The organism is Lacisediminimonas profundi (genome assembly GCF_008831265.1).
GTDB lineage: Bacteria > Pseudomonadota > Gammaproteobacteria > Burkholderiales > Burkholderiaceae_D > Lacisediminimonas > Lacisediminimonas profundi.
In genome coordinates this window covers 127,965-151,220 of record NZ_VTTH01000001.1, presented here as the reverse complement: position 1 = coordinate 151,220, position 23,256 = coordinate 127,965, and the positions used below count along the sequence as shown (strand labels likewise).

Below are 23,256 nucleotides of genomic sequence, written 5' to 3'. Positions count from 1 at the left end.
CCGGCCCTCCCGTCCAGTATAATTCCGAGGAATCAAAGACTTACCGGAATTCCACAGCATGCCCGCCACACATCCCATCGTCAACATCGCCGCTTATAAATTCATCACCTTCGACGACACTGCCGAACGCCGTGCAGCGTTCCAGGCAATCTGCGCCGAACTGGCGCTGAAGGGCACCATCCTGCTGTCACCCGAAGGCATCAACCTGTTCGTCGCCGGCAGCCGCGCATCGGTCGATCGCTTCCTCGCCTGGCTGCGCGACGATCCGCGCTTTGCCGACCTCGAAGTGAAGGAAAGCTACTCCGACGAGCAGCCTTTCAACCGCATGCTGGTGAAGTTGAAGCGCGAGATCATTACCATGAAGAATCCGCTGATCAAGCCGGAACTGGGGCGGGCGCCGGTAGTCACGGCTACCACCCTGAAACGCTGGCTCGACCAGGGGCATGACGACGACGGCAAGCCGGTCGTGATGGTCGATACCCGCAACGCCTTCGAAGTCGACGTCGGCACATTTGATGACACGATCGACTACCGCATCGAGAAATTCAGTGAGTTCCCGGCAGTGATCGAAGCCCATCGCAACGAGCTGGCGGACAAGACCGTGGTGACCTTCTGCACCGGCGGCATCCGCTGCGAGAAGGCGGCCATCCACATGCACAACATCGGCTACGAGAGCGTGTACCAGCTCGAAGGCGGCATCCTCAAGTATTTCGAGGAAGTGGGCGGCGCCCATTACACCGGCGACTGTTTCGTCTTCGACCACCGGACCGCGCTCAATCCACAGCTCGAGGCCACCGAAGCGACCCAGTGCTTTGCGTGCCGCTCGGTGGTGATGCCGCGCGAGCAACTTTCCCCTTCGTACATTCCGGGCAAGTCATGCCCGCATTGCGTGCTGGTGGAAGCCTGATCACCCCCGCTTTCCCCCTCCCCTTGCGCTGCCCGCGCGGCTGAGCGCTGGCAGCGCAGCGGCCCCTGCCGAAGGTATCCCGAGGATGAGTTATGTCGGCCGCTTCGCCCCCTCGCCCAGCGGCGCGCTGCATGCCGGTTCGCTGGTAGCGGCGCTGGCCTCCTTCCTCGATGCCCGCGTACACGGCGGCCAGTGGCTGCTGCGCATCGAAGATGTCGACGAAGCGCGCACCGTCCCCGGTTCCGCCGAGGACATCATGCGCACGCTGCGCGTGCTGGGCATGCAATGGGATGGCGAAGTGGTATGGCAAAGCCAGCGCAAAGCGCTTTACCAGCAAGCCTGCGATCAGCTAGGGCAGCACGTGTTTCCCTGCGCCTGTACGCGCCGGGAGATTGCCGACTCGCACACTGGCATTGCCAGCGATGGTGCGCCGGTCTATCCCGGAACCTGCCGCGCCGGCCTGCCGGCCGGCCGCGCGTCACGCGCCCTGCGGGTGCGGGTTCCGGCCGCCGGCGATCCGGCGTCGCGGATACAGTTCCACGATCGCTGGTTCGGCGACGTGTCACAGGACCTCGCTGCGCAAGTCGGTGATTTCGTGCTGCGCCGGGCGGACGGCTACTGGGCTTACCAGCTGGCGGTGGTGGTGGACGATGCGGCGCAGGGTGTGACCGACGTGGTTCGCGGCGCTGACCTGCTGGATTCAACGCCGCGCCAGATCTGGCTGCAGCGCTTGCTGGGATTGCCCACGCCAACCTACCTCCATGTACCCACGGTGACCAACGCACAGGGGGAGAAGCTGTCCAAGCAGACGGGCGCGATGGCGCTGGACCTGGGCGATCCACTGCAGCCGCTGAAACGCGCTGCGGCGTTTCTCGGATTAGCGGCTACGGAGGAGGCGGCGACCGCCGCCAGGTTCTGGGCTGTCGCTGCCACCGGATGGGAGCAGCGACTACGGGAGCGCGAGCAGGCGACCAAGGCCTGAGCGCCATGACAATCAGCGCCGGGTGAGTCCGCCCAGCAGTGCTGCCTTCTTGGGCTGCTGCTTGCCGGATGCCCCAGTGGATTCGCTGCGCGGTTCGGCTTGCGGTGCAGGCGTCGCCGTCGGCTCGTACGGCTTCAGGAACCACGGATCCACTTTTTCGGGACGGGAGCCACGGCGGGGTGCTGACGGATAGGCACTTGCACCAGCATCGGCGATGCTGCGGGAACTGTCGCCGCCACGCGAGCTCTCGCTGCGGGATCTGTCGCCGCGAGGCCTGTCGCCACGGGAGCTCTCGCTGCGCGAGCTGTCGCCACGACCGCCTGCTTCCGGCCGCCGCGCGTGCGCGCCGTGTCGGACGCCGGCAAAGCCCGGCAATTCCTCGATCTCGAACTTCTGGCGGATCATCTTCTCGATGTCGGCCAGCAGGCGCACATCCTTGTCGGTACACAGCGAGATCGCATCGCCCGACGCGCCCGCACGGCCGGTGCGGCCAATGCGGTGCACATAGTCTTCAGCGTTGTACGGCAAGTCGTAATTGATCACGCAGGGCAGTTCGGCAATATCCAGTCCGCGCGCGGCCACGTCGGTGGCAACCAGCACGTCGACCGTGCCGTTCTTGAACGCGTCCAGCGCCGCCATTCGCTCCGACTGCGATTTGTCGCCATGGATTGCAGAAGCCTTGACGCCTTCCTGTTCCAGCTGGCGTGCCAGCCGCGATGCGCCGATCTTGGTGTTGGAGAACACCAGGATCTGCTTCAGCGCGCGGCCCTTGATGATGTGCGCGACGGCATCGCGCTTGTCGTCTTCGCCGACCTTGTACACGGTCTGCGTGACGCGGTCCGCGGTGGCATTGCTGCGGGCGACCTCGATCATCAGCGGGTTGTTCAGGAAGGTCGATGCGAGCTTCTTGATCTCCGGCGAGAATGTGGCCGAAAACATCAAGCTCTGGCGCTTCTTCGGCAGCAGGTTGATGATGCGCTGCAGGTCGGGCAGGAAGCCCATGTCGAGCATGCGATCGGCTTCATCCAGCACCAGGATCTGGGTCTGCGACAGGTTCAGTGTTTTTTGCTGCACATGGTCGAGCAGGCGTCCGGGCGTGGCGATCAGGATCTCGACGCCGGCGCGCAGCGCGGCCGTTTGCGGCGCCATGTCGATGCCGCCGAACACGACCGCCGAACGCAGCGGCGTGTGGCGCGAATAGGCCTTCACGTTTTCAGCAACCTGGTCGGCCAACTCGCGGGTCGGCGTCAGTATCAGCGCACGGACCGGGTGGCGGGCCGGCGAGGCACTGGTGCTCGCCTGCGGCAGCAGTGTCTGGATGATAGGCAGAGAAAAGCTGGCCGTCTTGCCAGTGCCGGTCTGGGCAGCGCCCATGACGTCGCGCCCCTGCAGGACGATCGGGATCGCCTGGGCCTGGATCGGAGTCGGATGGACATAGCCCTGGTCGGAGAGGGCGCGGAGGATATCGGCGGACAGCCCGAAGTCTTCGAAACGGATTTCTGCTGTCTCTTGTACAGCGTCAGACTGGGTATCAGACATGGTATATGGTGGGCCTGCCGTGAGTCGAACACCGCACGGATTGTGAGTACCTCGCTATCGCATCGCGTTAGCGCCAGAACCCTGCCCTTTCCTTCACTTTCCCTTATGAATCAAGGGGCTATTGTAGCATGAGCCGTTATGCGGCTACAGCGCCAACATACTTGATGCAGGGAGCAGTGGCGCAAAATTACCGGTGCATGGATTACCGCGTCACAATAGGCGTCCGGAGAGCGCAGCGGCTCCCCGGCCAGATCAACAAGTCAGGATTTTGAAGCATGAGTGAATCAATGCGGCACCAGGCTGCCGCCGGCAAGATCAACCTCTCGCAGGATCCCTACCTTTTCATGCATCCGGACCGCCATGCCTGATACACCAGAACCAACAGGCCTTTCCACTGAAGAAGCGGCGCGCCGCCTGGCTGAAGATGGTCCCAACGCCCTGCCCTCCGACAGCCACCAATGGCTGGACGTGCTGTGGGAGGCGATCCGAGAGCCGATGTTCCTGTTGCTGGTTGGTGCCGCGGCACTCTACCTTGTGCTCGGCGACCTGCATGAGGGCTTGTTGCTGCTGTTCATGGTCTGCATCACCATCGGCATCACGCTGTTCCAGGAGGGCAAGACCGCCCGTGCACTGGATGCATTGCGCGACCTGAGCAGTCCCCGCGCGCTGGTAAAACGCAATGGCGAGCGGATCCGGATTCCGGGAATTGAAGTGGTGCGCGGTGACCTGCTGATGCTTTCGGAAGGCGACCGGGTGCCGGCCGACGGCGTGCTGCTGTCGGCCAACAACCTCCAGATCGACGAATCACTTCTCACTGGCGAAGCGTGGCCGGTCGGCAAGCGCGCCGGCAGCGAGTCGGACGCGCCTTCGGCGCCCGGTGGCGAGGATCTCCCTTATGTCTGGTCAGGAACGCTGGTAGTGCAGGGCGATGGCGTGGCGCTGGTGACCTCGACCGGGCCACGCACGGAAATGGGCAAGATCGGCAAGGCGCTGCAAAGCCTGTCCAAGGAACAATCTCCGCTGCAACGCCAGACGGGAAAAATAGTCCGGATTCTCGCCATCGCCGGATTGGCGGTCAGCATAGCGCTGACCCTTGCCTACGGCTGGCTTCACGACGACTGGCTACAGGCCGTGCTTGCCGGAATTGCGCTGTCGATGGCCTTGCTGCCGGAAGAATTCCCGGTAATCCTGGCCGTGTTTCCCGCCATCGGTGCGTGGCGATTGTCGCGGGCGCAGGTTCTTACCCGGCGCTTGTCGGCGATCGAAACCCTGGGCTCGATCACAGTGCTTTGTTCGGACAAGACCGGGACAATCACGGAAAACCGCATGACGGTGGTCCAGATGCGCGCTGCGGGCGCGCACATCGAACTCGGTAGCGACAGTGCGCTTAGCTCTGGCTTCCTGCAACTTGCCGAATTCGCTTCACTGGCCAGCAAGCCGCAGCCTTTCGATCCGATGGAACGTGCGTTCCACCAGCTTGCGGACAGATTCGAGACCGGAATCGGATCGCGCGGCGCACCGGCGAGGGAGTATCCATTGTCGGCCCAACTGCGCGCCATGTCCCAGGTCTGGCAAGGCGAATCCGAGGGTCAATCGATCGTCGCTGCAAAAGGCGCACCCGAAGCCATCGCCGCATTGTGCCGGCTTGATGAAGCGGCCCTGCAAGCAATGCACGCGGACATCAATGACCTGGCACGGCAGGGCTTGCGCGTGCTTGCCGTGGCTCGCGCGGAATTTTCCGGAATGGAGCTTCCGGCGTCACAGGATCACTTTGCATTCGAGTACCTGGGACTGGTAGCACTTGCAGACCCGGTACGTGCGGAAATCCCCGCTGCGGTACTGGAATGCAAGCAAGCAGGTATCCGCGTCATCATGATTACCGGCGACTACCCGGGCACGGCGGCCAGCATCGCAAAACAAATTGGCCTGGCGCATGCCAACGTGCTGAGCGGCGACCAGATGGATGCCCTGGACGATCTCCAGTTGCGATCGCGCCTGCAGGATTGCGACGTCTGCGCCCGCATCACCCCGGAGCAAAAGCTGAGGATCGTGCAGGCATTGAAGGCAGCCGGCGAGGTCGTCGCCATGACCGGTGACGGCGTCAACGATGCGCCGGCATTGAAAGCTGCCCACGTCGGCATCGCCATGGGCGGGCGTGGTACGGATGTGGCGCGCGAAGCGGCGTCGCTGGTCCTGCTGGACGACAATTTCGCGTCCATCGTGCGCGCCATTCGTCTCGGCAGGCGAATTTTCACGAACATGAAAAACGCCATGTCCTACGTGCTATCGGTGCATGTCCCCATAGCTGGCATTGCCTTGCTGCCGACATTCATGGGCTTGCCGATCCTGCTGTATCCGATGCATATCGCTTTCCTGGAACTGATTATCGATCCCGCTTGCTCGCTGGCTTTCGAGAACGAGGCGTCAGAGGCGAACGCCATGCGTCGTCCACCGCGGAAATCCGATGCGCCGCTGCTTGACCGGACCACCTTTGCCCGGTCTGCTGTGCAGGGATCGATCGCACTGATCCTGGTGGCGATTGCCTATGTCTGGGCCATCGATTCCTTGCCGGAAGGGAAAGCGCGCGCCGTTGCATTTTCAGTATTGGTGGTCGCCAACCTGGGGCTCATCTTTGCCAACATCTCCGATACCCGCGGTATCGCAAGCGTGTTCACGTCATCCAATCGGATCCCGCTGATCGTGGCGGGCGCCGCCATCGTCATGTTGCTGCTTGTCTTGTACCTGCCCAGCATCAGCCAGGCATTTCATTTCTCGCCATTGTCTGCTGCTGAATTCGTTGCCACGCTGGGTTTCGGCATGAGCAGCATCCTGTGGCTGGCGCTCACCAAGCTGGCGTTTCGCAGCAATACTGCGCCCGCCACCTAGGTCGCCGGAAATCTTCGCACCTGAAACGACAAGAGGGTCAGCTTTCGCTGACCCTCTTGTCGTTTACTTCCTGAATCTGGTGGGCCCCCCGTGAGTCGAACACGGCACCAACGGATTATGAGTCCGCTGCTCTAACCAAGCATGAGCTAGGGGCCCAATTCTTTCAGCAGCCACCAGGCTATGCTGTGGCCGCTTCCTGTTACGGAAGCGGCGGTTGGTGAGTATATAACTTGCCTGAAGGCAGTGGCAATGATCAGCTGCCTTCGAGGAAGCTCTTCAGCTTGTCGGAGCGGGACGGATGGCGCAGCTTGCGCAGCGCTTTTGCCTCTATCTGGCGGATCCGCTCACGTGTCACGTCAAACTGCTTGCCGACTTCTTCCAGCGTATGGTCGGTCGACATTTCGATACCGAAACGCATGCGCAGGACTTTCGCTTCGCGCGGGGTCAGCGAATCCAGCACATCCTTCACCACGCCACGCATCGATGCATGCAGCGCAGCGTCCGCCGGAGCGAGCGTGTTGCTGTCTTCGATGAAATCGCCCAGATGGGAATCGTCGTCGTCACCGATCGGCGTCTCCATCGAGATCGGTTCCTTCGCGATCTTCATGATCTTGCGGATCTTGTCTTCCGGCATTTCCATCTTCAGCGCCAGCGTTGCCGGATCCGGCTCGGCGCCGGTCTCCTGCAGGATCTGCCGCGAGATCCGGTTCATCTTGTTGATCGTCTCGATCATGTGAACCGGAATACGGATCGTGCGGGCCTGGTCGGCGATCGAGCGGGTGATAGCCTGCCGGATCCACCAAGTGGCATACGTCGAAAACTTATAGCCGCGGCGATATTCGAATTTATCCACCGCCTTCATCAGGCCGATATTGCCTTCCTGGATCAGATCCAGGAACTGCAGGCCGCGGTTGGTGTATTTCTTCGCGATCGAGATTACCAGGCGCAAGTTGGCTTCGGTCATTTCCCGTTTGGCCTTGCGCGCCTTCATCTCGCCGGCTGCCATCTTCTTGTTGATGTTGCGCAGATCGGGCAGCGGCAGCACGACACGCGCTTGCAGGTCGATCAGCTTCTGCTGCAGTTCCTTGATGGTCGGCACGTTGCGACCGAGGATCCCGCTGTAGGGATGGGCTCCGCTCACTTCGCCGTCTACCCAGTCGAGATTGGTCTCGTTGCCCGGGAACACCTTGATGAAATGGCTGCGCGGCATGCCGCAGCGATTCACTGCGACATCCAGGATCTGCTTTTCAATGTGGCGGACTTCATCGACCTGGCCGCGCAGCGTGTCGCACAGCTTCTCGACCATCTTGGCCGTGAAGCGCAGGCTGAGCAGCTCGTTGGAGATCGATTCCTGCGCCTTCACGTACGGCTTGGAGTTGTAGCCTTCCTTCTCGAACGCCTTGCGCATCTTGTCGAATTGCTGGGCGATCGAAGCGAACTTGGCGAGCGCATCGCGCTTGAGCTGCTCCAGCTGTTCGGCCGAGAAGCCGGCGGCGCCGCCTGCGGCGTTGCCTTCTTCTTCTTCCTCTTCCTCTTCTTCCTCTTCTTCCTCGTCTTCCTCGGCATCAGCGCTTGCGGCTGCGGCAACGGGAATCGCAACATGCGAGTCAGCGTTCATATCTACCAGACCGTCGACCATTTCGTCGATCTTGGATTCGTCGCGCGCGATCTTGTCCGCGCCAGCCAGGATTTCTGCAATCGTGGTCGGGCAGGCAGAGATCGCCTGGATCATGTCCTTCAGGCCATCTTCGATGCGCTTGGCGATTTCGATCTCGCCCTCGCGGGTCAGCAGTTCAACCGAGCCCATCTCGCGCATGTACATGCGAACCGGGTCGGTAGTGCGGCCGAAATCGGAATCGACTGTGGACAGGGCGGCTTCGGCTGCCGCTTCGGCGTCGTCATCGCTGGCCGCCGAAGCGACCGTATCCGACAGCAGCAAGGTTTCTGCATCGGGCGCGTGCTCGTACACCGCAATACCCATGTCGTTGAAGGTACCGATGATGCCTTCGATCGCTTCCGGCTCGACGATGTTTTCCGGCAGATGGTCGTTGATTTCCGAATACGTCAGGAAGCCGCGCTCCTTGCCGAGCTTGATCAGGGTCTTCAGCTTCTGGCGGCGGCGCTCGAGTTCTTCCTCGGTGGCTTCCGTGTCCGACGAGAAGGCATCCTTCAGCAGAGCCTTTTCCTTGGCCTTGCGATCCTTGGCGCGCGCCTTGTCGGCGGCCTTCATTTCGGCACGCTCGACAGCGTTCAACGCTGCCACTTCCTCATTCTCGGGCTGGAAATCCTTGGGCTTGCGGCCACGGCGGCCCGGCACCTTCACTGTCGGCAGCACATAGCCGGAGGTGTCGATGGCAGCGAGCGCAGCTGCATCCCGGGTCTGCGAGACTTCAGACACCAGCGAGGTAGAAGGTGCGGGAGCAGATACAGGCACCGGCGCGGCTGACGCAACCGGATTCTTCGTGTTCTTCACAGCAGCGGCTTTGGATTCGGTTTTCTTTGTCGTCACAGAGGTCTTCAATTGGGTCGAGCCTGGCTTCGCCGGGCTTTTCGATATGGATTTTTCCGTCGGTCCCGGCGCAGGCTTGGCGGCCGACTTTGCGGTACGGCCCGACGCCGTGGTCTCCGCCTGGCTGGCTGCCTTCGACGAGACTTTGTCTATTGATTTCGCAGCAGCCGTTCCGGTTCCCGCCTTGACGCGGCCAGTGGCTGGCGTTTTGGCTGCCGCCGCCCTGGAGTTGCTGGCAGAGGCGGCCTGGGACCGTGCCGGTTCGGTTTTTTTCGCCACGGAGGCCTGGGTTTTCGCGGTCTTCTTCATTGCGCTCGCCATGAGATTAACTGCCGAATGAAAATACTGCCCATCTACTGCCGATCAAATCTTACTGTACCGCGCGGCAATGTTTGCCGCTGTTTGCCGCAGATCGCCGGTACTGCAGTCCGCTCATCGAACCTGGCCAAGGTGCTTGCCGCACCTTCGTTGCCACCTCGTGGACTCGCCGTAAGACTTTGATTGAAAAGCCTTTAATTATAGCACAGCCGCTGCTATTTCCGGTCGAGAACAGGATCTAGCGCGCCGCCGCCTCGGCATCGGATTGCCGACGCAGCGCATCTTGTTTTCTCATCAATTCACGGTAATGCTCCCGATCTGTTTCACTGCGCAATCCGCCCGCCACCAGTTGCTCGAGCTCGCTTTTGAGCAAACGCAAGCTGCTTTGCCGCAAGGCGCCGCGCAATTCCTGGCGCGCCACCTCGGGATCGGTTTCGGTGTCGCCGGCAACTTCCGCAATCACACTGTCAAAATCGCTGCCTGTCAGGCGCAACTGCTCGGTCAGCGCAGCGAAACCAGCCCCTTCCCCGACCGCCCGGCACTGCCCGACCAGTTCGGATAGCATGGCGCCACCATCCGGGGAAAAGCGTCCCACTGTTTGCAATGCATCCTCGTCCAGCACTGACACCAGCGATGGATGGGCCACCAGCAGCCGCATGATCAGGCGCTCCAGCTCCATTGGCGGGGTACGCGCCACCCGTCCCGGCGGCGCCGATGCATAGCGCGCCGGCCGCTTGGACATCCCGCACAAGGCTTCAATTTCTTCTGGCGTCGACAGGGTCAGCTTCGCCAGGCTGCGAATGATCTGCATCCGCAGCGCCGACGATGGCATCGCCTGCAGCATGGGCTTGGCCTCATGCTGCATCCGCGCCCGTCCTTCTGCCGTATTCATGTCGCAACCCGTGCCGGCCTCATTGAGGAGGAACTGCGACAGTGGCATCGCATTCCTGACCTGCTCGGCAAACACGTCCGCGCCGAACTCCCTGACGTAGCTGTCCGGGTCATGCTCCGCCGGCAGAAACAGGAAACCGATGGCCCTGTTGTCGGCCGCATGGGGAAGACTCGCCTCCAGCGCCCGTCTTGCTGCCCGGCGGCCAGCCGAATCGCCGTCGAAACTGAAAATCACATGATCGGTCTGGCGCACCAGCTTCTGTACGTGAGTCGCCGTGCAAGCCGTGCCAAGAGTCGCAACCGCCTGCGGAAAACCAAGCTGGGCCAAAGCCACGACGTCCATGTAGCCTTCGGTCACCAGCACATAACCGGCATCGCGGATTGCCTGGCGCGCCTCGAACAAGCCGTACAGTTCGCTGCCTTTCTGAAATAGGGGCGTCTCGGGCGAATTCAAGTATTTTGGTTCGCCGCCGTCCATCACGCGGCCGCCGAAACCGATTACCTGCCCCTTTCCATTCCGGATCGGAAACATTATCCGGTTACGGAAGCGGTCGTAGCGCTTCGCCGGCATGCCCCCTTCCGGCTCGCGCAGGATCACCAGGCCGGCCTCGACCAGCGCCTCGTCGTCGTAGGACGGAAACACGTCATGCAATCCGTCCCAGCGATCGGGCGCGAAGCCAATGCCGAACCGTGCGGCGATTTCTCCACTCAGCCCGCGGCGCTTCAGGTACTCGATCGCCGCCGGCGCGCCGCGCAACTGGTGACGGTAATAGTCGCAGGCGCGGGTCAGCGCCTCGGACAGGGCCATGGTTTTCGCCTGGGCCTCGGCACGGACTGCCGGTGGAATCCTGTCGTTCTGGTCAGGAACCACCATGCCGACGCCATCGGCCAGTTGCTTGACCGCATCGACAAAACCGAGGCCTGAATATTCAATCAGGAAACCGATTGCCGTCCCATGCGCGCCGCACCCGAAGCAATGGTAGAACTGCTTGGTCGGACTGACGGTGAAGCTGGGGGATTTCTCGTTATGGAATGGGCACAGGCCCATGAAATTGGCGCCACCCTTCTTCAACTGGACGTAACGGCCAACCACGTCGACGATGTCGACCCGGTTGAGCAGGTCCTGTATGAAGGTGGGTGGGATCACGGCGGGCGGCGGCCTAGGGCTTGGCCAGCGCCGCCTTGACCATCGCCGACACCGCGGTCATGTCCGCACGTCCGGCGAGTTGCTGCTTGACTACCGCCATCACGCGTCCCATGTCCTGCGGACCGGTGGCGCCGGTCGCAGCCACCGCTGCAGTCACTGCCGATTGCACTTCCGCATCGGACAGGGCAGCCGGCATGTATGCTGCCAGCACCGTCAGTTCCGCACGCTCCTTGTCGGCCAGGTCCTGGCGTCCGCCCGCTTCGAACTGCGTGATCGAGTCCTTGCGCTGCTTGATCATTTTCTCGATCACTGCCAACACCTGGGCGTCATCCAGTTCGATCCGCTCGTCGACCTCTTTCTGCTTGATGGCAGCGGTCAGCAGGCGCACCGTACCCAGGCGCTCGCTGTCACGGGCGCGCATCGCGGCTTTCATGTCGTCGGTGATTCGTTCTTTCAGGCTCATGATTGCTCTCCGAAGCCGGGCTGATGACCGGCTATTGTGACAATGGTGACAATTGGCTGGTGATGGACTGCGGAAAACTGCACGCCCGGACGACGCCACAAGGAGCGCCGCCGGCATTCACGAACTTGTGAAAGACACTACAAACGCCAGCACAATAAACGCCAAAACCCGCTTCGGACCGTTTCCGGAGCGGGTTTGCGTTGTGAACTTGTCCGCAACGCGTGCGGATATAGATCAGTACAGCTTTTTCGGCAATTGCTGGCTACGGATGCGCTTGTAGTGGCGCTTCACGGCAGCCGCGAGCTTGCGCTTGCGTTCTGCAGTCGGCTTCTCGTAAAACTCACGCGCACGCAACTCGGTCAGCAGACCGGTTTTTTCGATCGTGCGCTTGAAGCGACGCATTGCAACTTCAAACGGCTCGTTTTCTTTTAGACGGATGGTGGTCATGTACAAACCGGGAATTCGGGTGGAAAGACCGCAAGTATATCAGGGCCGGTTGGCAAATGGAAGCCCGAAAAATGCCCGGATCAATTGCCGGCCAAACATGGCTTTCCGCTGCCTTCCGGCAGCACTCGCCCTGCCCCTCAGGCGCGCGCGTCCGGCGCCGCCTCGACCAGCGGCCGCAGCAGCGCCAGCGTGCGCTGCGTTGCTCCCCGGTGATGGCGGGCAAAATCCAGCGCCCGCTGTCCCATTGCTGTTTGCGCTTCCGGGTCTGACAGCAGCCGCACGGCTTGCGCCAGCATCTGGCCGGCATCGTCGCAGCGAATCGCTGCCCCGGCCGTGATTGCCTCTTCGGTAATGGTGGCGAAATTGAAGGTATGCGGCCCGACCAGCACCGGCTTGCCGACGGCACAGGGTTCGATCAGGTTCTGGCCGCCCAGCGGCAACAGGCTGCCGCCGACGAAGGCGACGTCGCAAGCGCCGTAGTAGGCGAACATTTCTCCCATCGAATCGCCGAGAAAGACCGTCTCGCCGGCGGCGCCGCGCATGGATTCCCGGCCCGCGCCGGAGCGACGGAACACGCGCAAGCCACGCTGCTCGACCAGCCTGGCGACGTCGTCGAAACGCTGCGGATGGCGCGGGACGATCACCAGCCGCACATTCTCCGGCACTGCCGCAGCCCAGGCGTCGAGTATCAACGCCTCTTCCCCCTCGCGGGTACTGGCGCACAACAGCACCCGTTGCGCCTGCATGGCGGCGCGCAATTCACCGGCCCGCTGCATCATCGCTTCCGGCACCACCACATCGAACTTGACGCTGCCGACCACGCTTACCTGCGTAACACCGAGCTCGGCGATTCGGCGGGCATCGGCATCGGTCTGCGCCGCCACCAGTGAAATTTCCCGTGCGGCGGGTCCCATCAAGGATTCCAGCCTTTGCGCCCGTTCCAGTGAACGCGCGGACAGGCGGGCATTGACCAGCGCCACCGGCACCCCATGCCGCACGCATTGATGCAACAGGTTGGGCCAGACTTCGGTTTCCATCAGTACACAGATGCCGGGCCGGAATCGCCGCAGGAAGCGCGCGGCGATCCAGCCAATGTCGTAGGGCAGGTAGCTTTGCTGCACGCGGCCGGCCTGGCCGGCAAACAGGGCGGCGCCGGTGGCGCGCCCGGTCGGCGTCATGTGCGTCAGCAGCACCCGGCAGTCCGGCCATGCTTGCAGGACGGCCTCGACCAGTGGCTGCGCCGCGCGCGTCTCGCCGACCGACACAGCGTGGATCCAGATGGTCCGGCCCGAAGCCGGGGGCGCGTCCTGCGCATTGTCCCTGCCTCCATACCAGCCGAAGCGTTCGCCCACATGCTGCCGGTAGCCAGGTTCGCGCCTTCCGCGCCACCACAGCCGCAGCAGCACGGCGGGCAATGCCAGGTGCCAGGCAAGGGAGTACAGCGTCCGTGCAATCATCCGGCGCGCCCTGCCCGGCCTTGCAGCAGGCCGAGCGCCGCTTGCGCCACGGCGTCGACTCCCGGCATCTCGCCCTCGTCACCAAGGTTGATGATGTTCGCCGACCAGTTGCCTTCGGTCTTCCAGCGCGGGGAGTCGCAATAGATCTCAACCGTCGGGCGTTCGAATGCGGCAGCCACGTGGGTCAATCCGGTGTCGACGCCAACCGCCAGCGCGGCTTCGCGCGCGAGCGCGACCGCTTCCATCATCGGCAGGCGCGGCAGCACGGTGCAGTTGGCGCTGCCGGCCGCAATTGCCTGCGCCGCCTGCTGTTCGTCGGCGCTGCCCCATGGCAGCAAAACCGGCAAGCCGCGCCCGGCCAGTTGCCGGGCAAGTGCAATCCAGGAAGCAATCGGCCATTTCTTGGCGGCGCGCGCGGTGCCGTGGAAGAACACGGCGTAGTCACCGGCAGGCATCCACGGCAAGCGCTGTCCGGCGCCGGCTGCGGGCGTGCCGAGGCCGAAGTCGGGCGGCAAGTCGAGCGTGTAGCCGAGGGCGGCGGCAGCCACCAGCCGGCCGCGCTCGACAGCGTGGCAGCGGCGCGGCACCGGAATGCTGCGGGTGTGGAACATGCGCGAGGCGCTCTCGTAACCCGAACCCTCGGTGGCATTGGCCAGGCCAACCCGCTGGCCGCCGGGCCTGATCCGTGCCAGACCCATCACGATGCCGGTTTTCAGCAATCCCTGGGTATCGAAGGCGATGTCGTAGGTCTCTTCACGCAGGGTCGCCAGGAAGGTGCGGATTTCGGCCCTGGTCGATGGCCGCAACAGGCTCTTGCGCCAGCGCCGCAGGCCGAACGGAATGATGCGGCGCACGCCGGGGAGCATGCGCACCAGGTCGACATAGCCCTCCTCGACCACCCAGTCGATCTGCGCGTCGGGAAAACGGCGCAGCAGGTCGGCCACCATCGGCATGTTGTGCACCACATCGCCAAGCGAGGAGACGCGTACGATCAGTATTTTCACGAACGTGCGGCGGGGGTCAGTACGGAAGCACGGCATCCGGCTTTGCAGCCAGGATCACGCGCTTGAACTCGGACTGGATGCGCTCCAGCGCCGCCTGGTTTTCCGCCTCGAAGCGCATCACCACGACCGGGGTCGTATTCGACGACCGCGCCAGTCCGAATCCGTCTGCATATTCGACGCGCAGGCCGTCGATCGTGATCACCTCCTGCGAATCGGGAAACTTTGCATCGCGCTGCAGTTGCTCGATCAGGCGGAAATTCTCGCCTTCGGCCAGCTTCAATTGCAGCTCGGGCGTGCTCGACGATTGCGGCAAGGCATTCAGAACCGCCGAAGGATCACGCTCCCGGCTCATCAACTCCAGCAGCCGCGCGCCGGCATACAGGCCGTCGTCGAAGCCATACCAGCGGTCCTTGAAGAACACATGGCCGCTCATCTCGCCGCCCAGCGGCGCGCCGGTCTCGCGCATCTTGGCCTTGACCAGCGAATGGCCGGTTTTCCACATCAGCGGCTCGCCGCCGTGTTGCCGGATCCACGGCGCCAGATGACGGGTGCATTTGACGTCGTACAGGATCTTTTCGCCCGGATGCCGCGTCAGCACGTCGGCCGCAAACAGCATCAGCTGCCGGTCCGGATAGATGATCTGCCCATCCTTGGTGACCACGCCCAGTCGGTCGCCATCGCCGTCGAAAGCCAAGCCAAGTTCCGCGTCAGTCGTCTGCAGGCAGCGGATCAGGTCCTGCAGGTTTTCCGGATGCGCCGGATCCGGGTGGTGGTTGGGGAACGTGCCGTCGACCTCGCAGAACAACTCGATCACTTCGCAGCCCATTGCGCGGTACAGGTCGCCCGCGAAGGCGCCGGCCACGCCGTTGCCGCAGTCGACCGCAATCTTCATCGGCCGCGCCATCTTCGCGTCGCCAGCAATCCGGTCCAGGTAGGCCTGGCGGATATCGTGCTGGCGGTAGCTGCCGGCGCCGGTCTCGAACTTCTGCTCCACGATGGCGCGGTACAGGTCCTGGATGGTGTCGCCATAAATGGCGTCGCCCTCCAGCACCATCTTGAAGCCGTTGTAATCGGGCGGGTTATGGCTGCCGGTGACCATGATGCCGGAACGCGCTTCCAGCATCTGGGTGGCCAGGTACAGCATGGGAGTGGCCACCATGCCGACGTCGATCACATCCACCCCCGCCGCCTGCAGGCCCTGCGCCAGCGCAGCCGACAAGTCGGGGCCGGACAGGCGGCCATCGCGTCCGATCGCGCAAGAGGTGGCGCCGCGGGCGCGCACTGCGCTGCCAAAAGCGCAGCCGATCTGGCGCGCAACCTCGGTATCCAGGGTCTTGCCGATGATGCCGCGAATGTCGTAAGCCTTGAAGATGGAGGGAGAGATGTCGGTCATGTGAGCTTCTTTTTCAGGGTCAGGCTGCCAGCGGGTATCATCGATGCCCGTACGTTCGAAACATGCGGTGCGTCAGCAGCCGTCATTTTAGTGCAAACATCTGCACTGCCGGCCATGGCATGCGCGAGTCGCCACTTTCATCGTTTCCTTCATCTGTTCCGGATCAAGACCCGACATGAGTTCCACCTACGCCATTGGCGATGTACAAGGCTGCCAGCATGCGCTCGCGATGCTGGTCGAGCGCATACACCAGCAACACAAGACCGAACACCAGAACGAAGGCCAGGACGATCCATTTTTCATTTTCGTCGGCGACCTGGTCAACCGCGGGCCGCAGTCACTGGCCACCTTGCGGCACATGAAATCGCTCGGCGAGCGCGGCGCCGTGGTGCTCGGCAATCACGACCTGCATCTGCTGGCGGCGGCCCACAATATCCGCAAGCCGAATGCACTCGACACGCTGGACGACATACTGGCGGCACCCGACCGCGACGAATTGCTGGACTGGCTGCGTCGCCAGCCGCTGGCGCTGATGCGTGACGGGCACCTGATCGTACATGCCGGCGTATTGCCGCAGTGGACCGCGCAGCAGACGCTGGAACTGGCGCAGGAAGTCGGCGAGGTGCTGCGCGGACCTGACTGGATCACGTTCATGTCCAACATGTACGGGAATTCGCCGGACCAGTGGGATGACAAGCTGCGCGGACACGACCGGCTGCGCTGCATCGTCAATGCCCTGACCCGGATGCGCTTCTGCGATGCCGATGGACGCATGGAGTTCAAGTCCAAGGAAGGCACAGGCGCCGCGCCCGCGGGCTTCATGCCGTGGTTCGACGTGCCCGGCCGCAAGACTGCCGGCACGCCCATCGTCTGCGGACACTGGTCGACGCTAGGCCTGGTGATGCGGCCGGACCTGATGGCGCTGGATACCGGCTGCGTGTGGGGCGGCAAGCTCAGCGCGGTCAGGCTATCCGATCGCGCCCTGTTCCAGGTGGACTGCGCGCAGTATCAGATACCCGGCTGATCGGCCATCCGCGCGCCCAGGGCTTCGGCGATGCAAGCCCGCGAAGCGCTGGCGAGATCGCGGCGATGCGCGTTTTCCGTGGAAATCGGCGGCAACAGGATCACTTCAGCAATCAGGTTGCGCCTGCGCAGGATCTCCATCACGCTCTGGGCGAATGTCATGTCGCCAATGAACTCGGCGGCGGGATGCAGGCGATCGGCCGCATCCAGGTAGCGCACGGCGTAGGGGTGGACCGGGACGCCGGCATCGATCGCCGCCTCGAACAGATTGGCATGGAAGGGCAGCACCGTGCCTTGGGCAGCGGTGGTGCCTTCAGGGAAAAACGCTACCCGCTCGCCGGCGCGCACGCTTTCCACCAGCCCCTGGAAGATGCGGCGGACGTCGCGCTGGCGTCCACGGGCGATGAATACGGTTCCCGCCTTCTCGCATAGCCAGCCAACCAGCGGCCAGTCACGGATGTCGGCCTTTGCCACGAATCGGCAGGGCTGGCGGGCGTTGATCACGAAGATATCCAGCCACGAGACGTGATTCGAGACGATCAGCGCCGGCCCGGCGTCGTCAATGCCGGCCGGCACCCGGGTGCGCACCTTCACGCCGCAAATACGCAGCAGCTTCTGCGACCAGCGCCGGATCAGCTGCTCGCGCCGGGGCGCAGCGACAATCGGAAATATGACGGCACAGGTGGCCAGCCCTGCCATCAGGTGCAGGATCAGGCGCAGCAGGTACCATGCCGTCATCGCGGTTCAGCGCCGGTCAACGCGGAAAACGGTCGAAAACAATCTTCCCGCCGAGCAGGGTCTGCCAGACCTGGCCGGGCAGTTCATACCCGAGGAAAGGCGTGTGCTTGCCCTGGCTGGCCAGCGCTGCCGGCACCACTTTCCAGCGCGCAGCCGGGTCGAAGATGCAGATGTCGGCATCGCTTCCGGGGGCCAGCTGGCCGGACGCCAGGCCCAGCACCCGCGCCGGCTCCGACGTGATCTTGGCGATTGCCTGCGCCAGCGCAGTGCGCGAACCCTGCGCCGGATTATCGTCCGCCCAGCGCAGCGCCAGCGACAGCAGCAGTTCGAGACCAGTCGCGCCCGGGGATGCTTCGCCAAAGGGCATCAGCTTCTCATCATCGTCCACCGGAGTATGGTCGGAACAGATTGCATCAATGGTGCCGTCGGCCAGCCCGGCCCGGATCGCATCGCGGTCGCGTTGCGAGCGCAGCGGCGGCAGCAGCCGTGCATTCGAATCGAAGAAGCCGATGTCCATGTCGGTCAGATGCACGTGGTGGGCGCCGACATCGCAAGTGACCGGCAGGCCTTCTTTCTTTGCCGCACGGATCAGTGCTATCCCCGCCGCCGACGAGATGCGGCACAGGTGCACCCGTGCGCTGGTCGAACGCACCAGCTCGAATATCGTGTGCAGCGCAATCGTTTCCGACATCACCGGCACGCCAGCCAGGCCCAGGCGCGAAGCAACCGCGCCACTGTGGGCAACGCCGTTGCGCCCCAGGTGCGGATCCTGCGGGCGCAACCAGACGGTGTAGCCGAAGGTATTGGCATATTGCAGCGCGCGCAGCGTTACCGTGGTGTCGGTAATGACCTGGTCGCCCTGGGAGAAGCCGATGCAGCCGGCCTCGGTCAGTTCCGCCATCTCGGTCAATGCCTCGCCCTTGAGGCCCATCGTGAGTGCGCCCAGGGGATAGACGTGCGCCTGGTTCAGCAGGCGGGCGCGGTGGGTCAGCATCTCGACCAGGCCGGGCTCGTCCAGCACCGGATCGGTGTCCGGCGGACATACCAGGGTGGTCACGCCGCCCTGCACCGCCGCCCGCAGTTCGGATTCCAGCGTCGCCTTGTATTCGTAGCCGGGTTCACGCAGGCGTACGGAAAGATCGACCAGTCCGGGCGCGACCACCAGGCCACGGGCGTCGATGGTGGTGTCGGCGCGAAAGCCATCCGGTGCGCGGCCGACGCCGGCCACCTTGCCGTCTGCTATGTACAAGGCCGATTCGGCATCGATTCCGTTTGCCGGGTCGATCAGGCGGCCGTTGATAATTTCAAGCTTCATCGCTTAATTCCCTGCCAGTATGCTCATTACCGCCATGCGCACCGCGATGCCGAAGGTCACCTGCGGAAGGATCACGGCTTGCGCGCCGTCGGCTACCGCGGAATCGATCTCCACGCCGCGGTTCATCGGCCCCGGATGCATGACGATCGCATCCGGCTTTGCCAGCGCCAGCCGCTCCGGCGTCAGGCCGTAGCTCTTGAAGAATTCCTGCGCCGACGGCAGCAGCGCACCGCTCATCCGTTCATTTTGCAGGCGCAGCATGATGATGACGTCGACGTCCTTCAGGCCCTCGTTCATGCTGGTGAATACGCGCACGCCCATCTGCTCCAGCCCGCCCGGCAGCAGCGTGCGGGGCCCGATCGCCCGCACCTCGGGCACGCCCAGCGTGGTCAGCGCATGGATGTCGGAACGCGCCACCCGGCTGTGCAGGATGTCGCCAACGATGGCCACCCGCAACTGGCTGAAGTCTTTCTTGTAGTGCCGGATCGTGTACATGTCCAGCAGACCCTGGGTCGGGTGGGCATGGCGGCCATCGCCAGCGTTCACCACATGCACATGGGACTGCTTGGTTTCCGACAGGTGCCGCGCAATCAGGTAAGGCGCACCGGACTGCGCATGGCGCACCACAAACATGTCCGCATGCATGGCCGACAGGTTGTCGATGGTGTCGAGAAGCGACTCGCCCTTGGAAGCGCTGGAAGCCGAAATGTTCAGGTTGATGACGTCGGCCGACAAGCGTTTCGATGCGATTTCGAAAGTGGTGCGGGTGCGCGTGGAGTTCTCGAAGAACAGGTTGAACACGCTCTTGCCGCGCAATAGCGGGACTTTCTTGACTTCGCGATCGCCGATGCTGACGAAGGACGATGCGGTGTCCAGTATCTGGGTGACGACTGCCCTGGGCAGCCCCTCGATGGTGAGCAGGTGCTGCAGCTCGCCGTTCTTGTTAAGTTGCGGATTATGCATGGTCTACGGTGAAAGATAGTCGTCCATCATCTGCGCGCTGCAGGACCAGGGATTGCCCGGGCGGCAGCTGCACCGTGGCGGAAACGAAATCGGCCGCAATCGGCAACTCGCGGCCGCCACGGTCAACCAGCGCCGCCAGCATGATGCGTTCGGGCCGGCCATAGTCGAACAGCTCATTGATCGCGGCACGGGTAGTACGGCCGGTGTACAGCACATCGTCCACCAGCAGGATGCTGGCGCCGTCGACCTCGAAGCCGATCTGGCTCGGCTTGACCTGCGCATGCAGGCCCTTCTCGGCGAAATCGTCGCGATAGAAAGAAACGTCGATGAAGCCCAGGCGGGCCGTCAGTTGCAGTTCTGCCGCCAGCCGCTCGGCCAGCCAGGCGCCGCCGGAATAGATACCGACAATGGCCGGGTTCTGGACAGCGGACAGCGCCTGCCGCACCTGCCCCGCCAGGGTCTGGTACAGGGCTTCGGCATCAAGATCAAGATTGGGCATTTTCGTCAAAGTATTGTTGCAGGATCACTGCGGCGGCCTGCGCATCGATCCGCTCGCCCCGCCGCTGCGGCAGCACTGCGGAGGAAAATCGCTCGTCCACCAGAACGGTTTCGACGCCGAACCGGCCATGCAATTGATTCGCGAAGCGTCGGCATCTTATCGTCATCTCGTGCTCAGCGCCATCGGGATGACGCGGCAAGCCCACCACGCAGAGCGCCGGCTGCCAGTCCTGGACCAGCCCTGCGATCGCGCTGAATTTTCCTTCATTTGTCGCTTCGTCAATGACGGCCAGCGGCTGCGCCACGCGCGTCCCGGTGTTGCCAACCGCCACGCCGATGCGCTTCAGGCCGAAATCGAAGGCAAGACAGGTTTTCAATGCGAACAGTTCAGCATGGGCCCGGCGCTCAGGCGTGCCCAGCCTGAGCGCTGAGCATGTACGGGTCAATGCCGAGCAATTTCAGCGCCGCGACGAAGCGTTCTTCAATCGGCAGGTCGAAGATGATCGCGGGATCGGCGCGGACAGTGAGCCAGCCGTTGCGCAAGATTTCTTCTTCCAGCTGGCCGGCGCTCCAGCCAGCGCAACCGAGCGCGACGACCAGCCGCTCCGGGCCGGCTCCCGCGGCAACCGCTTCCAGCACGTCCTTCGACGTTGTCAGGACGACCTGTTCGGTCACGGCCAGGGTCGACGAATACGTGCCGAAGGGCGCATGCAGCACGAAACCGCGCTCGACCTGGACCGGACCGCCAAACAGCACCGGCCGCTCGCCAACGCCCACCCGGTTCGCCTGTATTTCGAGAGTCAGTTCAAGCCGCTCGAACAGGACACTCATGGTCATGTCGGTGGGCTTGTTGATGATCACGCCGAGTGCGCCTTCGGCATTATGCTCGCACATGTAGACGACAGTGCCGCCAAACATGGGATCGAGCATGGACGGCATGGCGATCAGGAAATGGTCTGCAAGTTGCAGTCCGTCGGATGGTTCCTGCCCGGCGCGGGCGCCGGATGCGGGTTCGGTGTTGCTGGTCTTCGGCGAGGGCATGGCCAGATTTTATCAGCTTTGCTTGTCAGATCATCAGCGCCGGGCTGGCTGTATGATGTGCGCCAATCCGCCCTGCATCCGGCCTTCTATGCCGATTCCTTGCGATTCCTTGCTATTCCTTACGATTCCTCCCGATTTCTGCCGATCTGTCCTGATATCTCCTGATTCCTACAATGCCCCGATTCGATACTAGCCTGGTGTGGTTCCGGCGTGACTTGCGCAATTTCGACCATGCCGCCCTGCATTTCGCCCTGCAGAACAGCCGTGCCGTGTACTGTGTTTTCGTGTTCGACCGTGAAATCCTCGCCCCCTTGCTGGAAAGAGGATTGCGGGCCGACCGGCGGGTGGAATTCATTTTCGATAGCGTGCAGGAACTCGCCGCCGAGCTACGGGCATGCGGCGGCGGTTTGCTGGTCCGGCACAGCGTGGCGAGGGACGAGATCCCGCGACTTGCCAAAGATTTACGGGTAGATGCCGTGCTGGTCAACAGCGACTACGAGCCGGCGGCGGTCGCCCGTGACGCGGCGGTGGAGCAGGCACTGCGCGCACAGGGACGCCAGATGCTCAGCTTCAAGGACCAGGTGATTTTCGAGAAAGACGAGCTGTTGTCGCAATCCGGCCGCCCGTACGCCGTCTTCACGCCCTACAAGAATGCCTGGCTTAAAAAACTGTTGCCCGACGCGGCAGTGCCGGCTGCCGAGATTCCCGCACTGGGTGCGTGGATGCACGATGTCCCGCAATCGGCCTTGGCCGCGCCGCCCCCCGGTGACGCGCAGATCTCGCTTGAAGACCTTGGCTTCGAGCGCACCAACCTGCGCCAGCTCGGCATTCCGACCGGCATGTCAGGCGGCTCGAAGCTGATCGAAGATTTCCTTCCGCGCCTGGCACGTTATGACACCACCCGCGACTATCCATCGATCAAGGGACCATCCTATCTCTCGGTGCACCTGCGCTTCGGCACGGTTTCGATCCGTGGCCTGGTACGTATGGCGCTCGACGCAATGCGATCAGGCGAAGGCGGGGACGGCGCCCGCGTCTGGCTGTCGGAACTGGTCTGGCGCGACTTCTACTTCATGATCCTGCACAATTTTCCGCATGTGGTGGATCACTCGTTCCGTCCCGAATTCGACCGCGTCGAATGGGAAGCCGGCACCCAGGCAGATGAGGATTTTTCCGCCTGGTGCGAGGGCCGGACTGGCTATCCATTGGTCGACGCCGCCATGCTGCAACTGAACCAGACCGGATACATGCACAACCGGCTGCGGATGGTGACCGCCAGTTTCCTGGTCAAGGACCTTGGCATAGACTGGCGGCGCGGGGAGCACTATTTCGCGGAGCGCTTGAACGACTACGACCTGGCTGCCAACAATGGCGGCTGGCAGTGGGCAGCATCGACGGGCTGCGACGCGCAGCCATGGTTTCGCATATTCAACCCGGTGACGCAGTCGGAACGGTTCGATACCGAAGGGAAATTCATACGGCGATATTTGCCGGTGCTGGGACGGCTCTCGGCGAAGCAGATTCATGCGCCGTGGCTGGCGCCGGCGGAGTCGCTGGCCGATGCGGGAGTGCGGCTGGGAGTGAATTATCCGCGGCCTGTTGTTGCACATGATGAAGCGCGCAAGAGAACGCTGGAGCGGTTTTCGGTGGTGAAGAAGGCATCACCCGAATCGCCAGTTTGACACTTCGAAAATAGTCAGGCGTCGACGGCCGATCGACTTTATGGCTCCCTCCC

General features: G+C 63.1%; 20 protein-coding genes and 1 tRNA gene. 6 read left to right on the top strand and 15 right to left on the bottom strand.

The genetic code is table 11. From position 1 onward, the window contains the following. Positions 1 to 58: 58 nt before the first annotated feature. The gene (locus FVE66_RS00675) at positions 59 to 907 is read left to right on the top strand and encodes a sulfurtransferase (protein ID WP_151445468.1); all 849 of its coding nucleotides are present in this window, start codon (positions 59 to 61) and stop codon (positions 905 to 907) included. A gap of 85 nt (positions 908 to 992) precedes the next feature. Beyond that, a complete protein-coding gene (gluQRS, locus tag FVE66_RS00670; protein WP_151445467.1) occupies positions 993 to 1,889 on the top strand; it encodes a tRNA glutamyl-Q(34) synthetase GluQRS in 897 nt (298 codons plus the stop codon). 12 nt (positions 1,890 to 1,901) lie between these two features. Here gluQRS and FVE66_RS00665 read toward each other — a convergent pair whose 3' ends face one another. Next, positions 1,902 to 3,428, bottom strand: coding sequence for a DEAD/DEAH box helicase (locus tag FVE66_RS00665; protein WP_151445466.1), 1,527 nt, complete (start codon positions 3,426 to 3,428; stop codon positions 1,902 to 1,904). A 360-nt stretch (positions 3,429 to 3,788) separates the two neighbouring features. Here FVE66_RS00665 and FVE66_RS00660 point away from each other — a divergent pair, with 360 nt between their 5' ends. Further along, positions 3,789 to 6,314 (top strand): cation-translocating P-type ATPase, encoded by a 2,526-nt coding sequence (locus FVE66_RS00660; RefSeq protein WP_151445465.1) that lies wholly within the window; start codon positions 3,789 to 3,791, stop codon positions 6,312 to 6,314. 77 nt (positions 6,315 to 6,391) lie between these two features. Here the strand turns inward: FVE66_RS00660 and FVE66_RS00655 are convergent. After that, positions 6,392 to 6,470 (bottom strand) — tRNA-Ile (locus FVE66_RS00655). Positions 6,471 to 6,567: 97 nt separating this feature from the next. Continuing rightward, positions 6,568 to 8,823: an RNA polymerase sigma factor RpoD gene (gene rpoD / locus FVE66_RS00650; RefSeq protein ID WP_421828738.1), complete on the bottom strand. Its 2,256-nt coding sequence runs from the start codon at positions 8,821 to 8,823 to the stop codon at positions 6,568 to 6,570. Here rpoD and FVE66_RS20420 point away from each other — a divergent pair. Then, a complete protein-coding gene (locus FVE66_RS20420) occupies positions 8,777 to 9,163 on the top strand; it encodes a hypothetical protein (protein ID WP_241672952.1) in 387 nt (128 codons plus the stop codon). The two genes, rpoD and FVE66_RS20420, sit on opposite strands and share 47 nt — an antisense overlap. Positions 9,164 to 9,379: 216 nt before the next feature. On the opposite strand, the gene dnaG is transcribed toward FVE66_RS20420, so the two are convergent. The 6 genes from dnaG to FVE66_RS00620 all read right to left on the bottom strand — a co-directional run bounded on the left by dnaG (position 9,380) and on the right by FVE66_RS00620 (position 15,943). Then, positions 9,380 to 11,179, bottom strand: coding sequence for a DNA primase (dnaG, locus tag FVE66_RS00645; protein WP_151445463.1), 1,800 nt, complete (start codon positions 11,177 to 11,179; stop codon positions 9,380 to 9,382). 13 nt (positions 11,180 to 11,192) lie between these two features. Beyond that, entirely contained in the window at positions 11,193 to 11,642 is a 450-nt protein-coding gene (locus FVE66_RS00640) for a GatB/YqeY domain-containing protein (protein WP_151445462.1), read from the bottom strand. 234 nt (positions 11,643 to 11,876) lie between these two features. Next, positions 11,877 to 12,089, bottom strand: a complete 213-nt coding sequence (gene rpsU / locus FVE66_RS00635; RefSeq protein ID WP_005665410.1) for a 30S ribosomal protein S21 — start codon at positions 12,087 to 12,089, stop codon at positions 11,877 to 11,879. 137 nt (positions 12,090 to 12,226) lie between these two features. After that, the gene (waaA, locus tag FVE66_RS00630; protein ID WP_151445461.1) at positions 12,227 to 13,546 is read right to left on the bottom strand and encodes a lipid IV(A) 3-deoxy-D-manno-octulosonic acid transferase; all 1,320 of its coding nucleotides are present in this window, start codon (positions 13,544 to 13,546) and stop codon (positions 12,227 to 12,229) included. Further along, complete coding sequence (waaC, locus tag FVE66_RS00625) at positions 13,543 to 14,550, bottom strand: lipopolysaccharide heptosyltransferase I (protein ID WP_151445460.1); 1,008 nt, start codon at positions 14,548 to 14,550, stop codon at positions 13,543 to 13,545. The genes waaA and waaC overlap by 4 nt, the downstream gene beginning before the upstream one ends. Positions 14,551 to 14,566: 16 nt before the next feature. Further along, positions 14,567 to 15,943 carry a phosphomannomutase/phosphoglucomutase gene (locus tag FVE66_RS00620; RefSeq protein WP_151445459.1) on the bottom strand — a complete coding sequence of 459 codons (1,377 nt, stop codon included), beginning with the start codon at positions 15,941 to 15,943 and terminating at the stop codon, positions 14,567 to 14,569. Between the two features lie 175 nt (positions 15,944 to 16,118). On the opposite strand from FVE66_RS00620, the gene FVE66_RS00615 reads away from it, so the two are divergent. Further along, positions 16,119 to 16,967, top strand: a complete 849-nt coding sequence (locus tag FVE66_RS00615; RefSeq protein ID WP_151445458.1) for a symmetrical bis(5'-nucleosyl)-tetraphosphatase — start codon at positions 16,119 to 16,121, stop codon at positions 16,965 to 16,967. On the opposite strand, the gene FVE66_RS00610 is transcribed toward FVE66_RS00615, so the two are convergent. From FVE66_RS00610 to FVE66_RS00585, 6 genes are read right to left on the bottom strand one after another with little or no spacing between them, the layout of a single operon-like run. Further along, positions 16,952 to 17,704 carry a lysophospholipid acyltransferase family protein gene (locus tag FVE66_RS00610; RefSeq protein WP_151445457.1) on the bottom strand — a complete coding sequence of 251 codons (753 nt, stop codon included), beginning with the start codon at positions 17,702 to 17,704 and terminating at the stop codon, positions 16,952 to 16,954. The genes FVE66_RS00615 and FVE66_RS00610 overlap by 16 nt on opposite strands. A 16-nt stretch (positions 17,705 to 17,720) precedes the next feature. Beyond that, a complete protein-coding gene (locus FVE66_RS00605; protein ID WP_151445456.1) occupies positions 17,721 to 19,019 on the bottom strand; it encodes a dihydroorotase in 1,299 nt (432 codons plus the stop codon). A gap of 3 nt (positions 19,020 to 19,022) precedes the next feature. Then, complete coding sequence (locus FVE66_RS00600; RefSeq protein WP_151445455.1) at positions 19,023 to 19,982, bottom strand: aspartate carbamoyltransferase catalytic subunit; 960 nt, start codon at positions 19,980 to 19,982, stop codon at positions 19,023 to 19,025. Continuing rightward, positions 19,975 to 20,481, bottom strand: coding sequence for a bifunctional pyr operon transcriptional regulator/uracil phosphoribosyltransferase PyrR (gene pyrR / locus FVE66_RS00595; RefSeq protein ID WP_194164338.1), 507 nt, complete (start codon positions 20,479 to 20,481; stop codon positions 19,975 to 19,977). The genes FVE66_RS00600 and pyrR overlap by 8 nt, the downstream gene beginning before the upstream one ends. After that, complete coding sequence (ruvX, locus tag FVE66_RS00590; protein ID WP_151445453.1) at positions 20,468 to 20,857, bottom strand: Holliday junction resolvase RuvX; 390 nt, start codon at positions 20,855 to 20,857, stop codon at positions 20,468 to 20,470. Before ruvX ends, pyrR begins: the two co-directional genes overlap by 14 nt. Positions 20,858 to 20,885: 28 nt before the next feature. Next, the gene (locus FVE66_RS00585; protein ID WP_151445452.1) at positions 20,886 to 21,521 is read right to left on the bottom strand and encodes a YqgE/AlgH family protein; all 636 of its coding nucleotides are present in this window, start codon (positions 21,519 to 21,521) and stop codon (positions 20,886 to 20,888) included. A 173-nt stretch (positions 21,522 to 21,694) separates the two neighbouring features. Between FVE66_RS00585 and FVE66_RS00580 the strand changes: the two genes are divergently transcribed. Next, positions 21,695 to 23,203 carry a cryptochrome/photolyase family protein gene (locus tag FVE66_RS00580; protein WP_151445451.1) on the top strand — a complete coding sequence of 503 codons (1,509 nt, stop codon included), beginning with the start codon at positions 21,695 to 21,697 and terminating at the stop codon, positions 23,201 to 23,203. The last annotated feature ends 53 nt before the right edge of the window (positions 23,204 to 23,256 follow it).

Bases quoted from the DNA above. Each gene is read 5' to 3' on its own strand.
- FVE66_RS00600 (WP_151445455.1), bottom strand. From the start codon at position 19,982: ATGCATAATCCGCAACTTAACAAGAACGGCGAGCTGCAGCACCTGCTC.
- FVE66_RS00660 (WP_151445465.1), top strand. From the start codon at position 3,789: ATGCCTGATACACCAGAACCAACAGGCCTTTCCACTGAAGAAGCGGCG.
- FVE66_RS00580 (WP_151445451.1), top strand. From the start codon at position 21,695: ATGCCCCGATTCGATACTAGCCTGGTGTGGTTCCGGCGTGACTTGCGC.
- FVE66_RS00610 (WP_151445457.1), bottom strand. From the start codon at position 17,704: ATGACGGCATGGTACCTGCTGCGCCTGATCCTGCACCTGATGGCAGGG.
- FVE66_RS00675 (WP_151445468.1), top strand. From the start codon at position 59: ATGCCCGCCACACATCCCATCGTCAACATCGCCGCTTATAAATTCATC.
- gluQRS (WP_151445467.1), top strand. From the start codon at position 993: ATGAGTTATGTCGGCCGCTTCGCCCCCTCGCCCAGCGGCGCGCTGCAT.
- FVE66_RS00665 (WP_151445466.1), bottom strand. From the start codon at position 3,428: ATGTCTGATACCCAGTCTGACGCTGTACAAGAGACAGCAGAAATCCGT.
- FVE66_RS00605 (WP_151445456.1), bottom strand. From the start codon at position 19,019: ATGAAGCTTGAAATTATCAACGGCCGCCTGATCGACCCGGCAAACGGA.
- waaA (WP_151445461.1), bottom strand. From the start codon at position 13,546: ATGATTGCACGGACGCTGTACTCCCTTGCCTGGCACCTGGCATTGCCC.
- rpsU (WP_005665410.1), bottom strand. From the start codon at position 12,089: ATGACCACCATCCGTCTAAAAGAAAACGAGCCGTTTGAAGTTGCAATG.
- FVE66_RS00585 (WP_151445452.1), bottom strand. From the start codon at position 21,521: ATGCCCTCGCCGAAGACCAGCAACACCGAACCCGCATCCGGCGCCCGC.
- FVE66_RS00615 (WP_151445458.1), top strand. From the start codon at position 16,119: ATGAGTTCCACCTACGCCATTGGCGATGTACAAGGCTGCCAGCATGCG.
- FVE66_RS00620 (WP_151445459.1), bottom strand. From the start codon at position 15,943: ATGACCGACATCTCTCCCTCCATCTTCAAGGCTTACGACATTCGCGGC.
- pyrR (WP_194164338.1), bottom strand. From the start codon at position 20,481: ATGCCCAATCTTGATCTTGATGCCGAAGCCCTGTACCAGACCCTGGCG.
- FVE66_RS00640 (WP_151445462.1), bottom strand. From the start codon at position 11,642: ATGAGCCTGAAAGAACGAATCACCGACGACATGAAAGCCGCGATGCGC.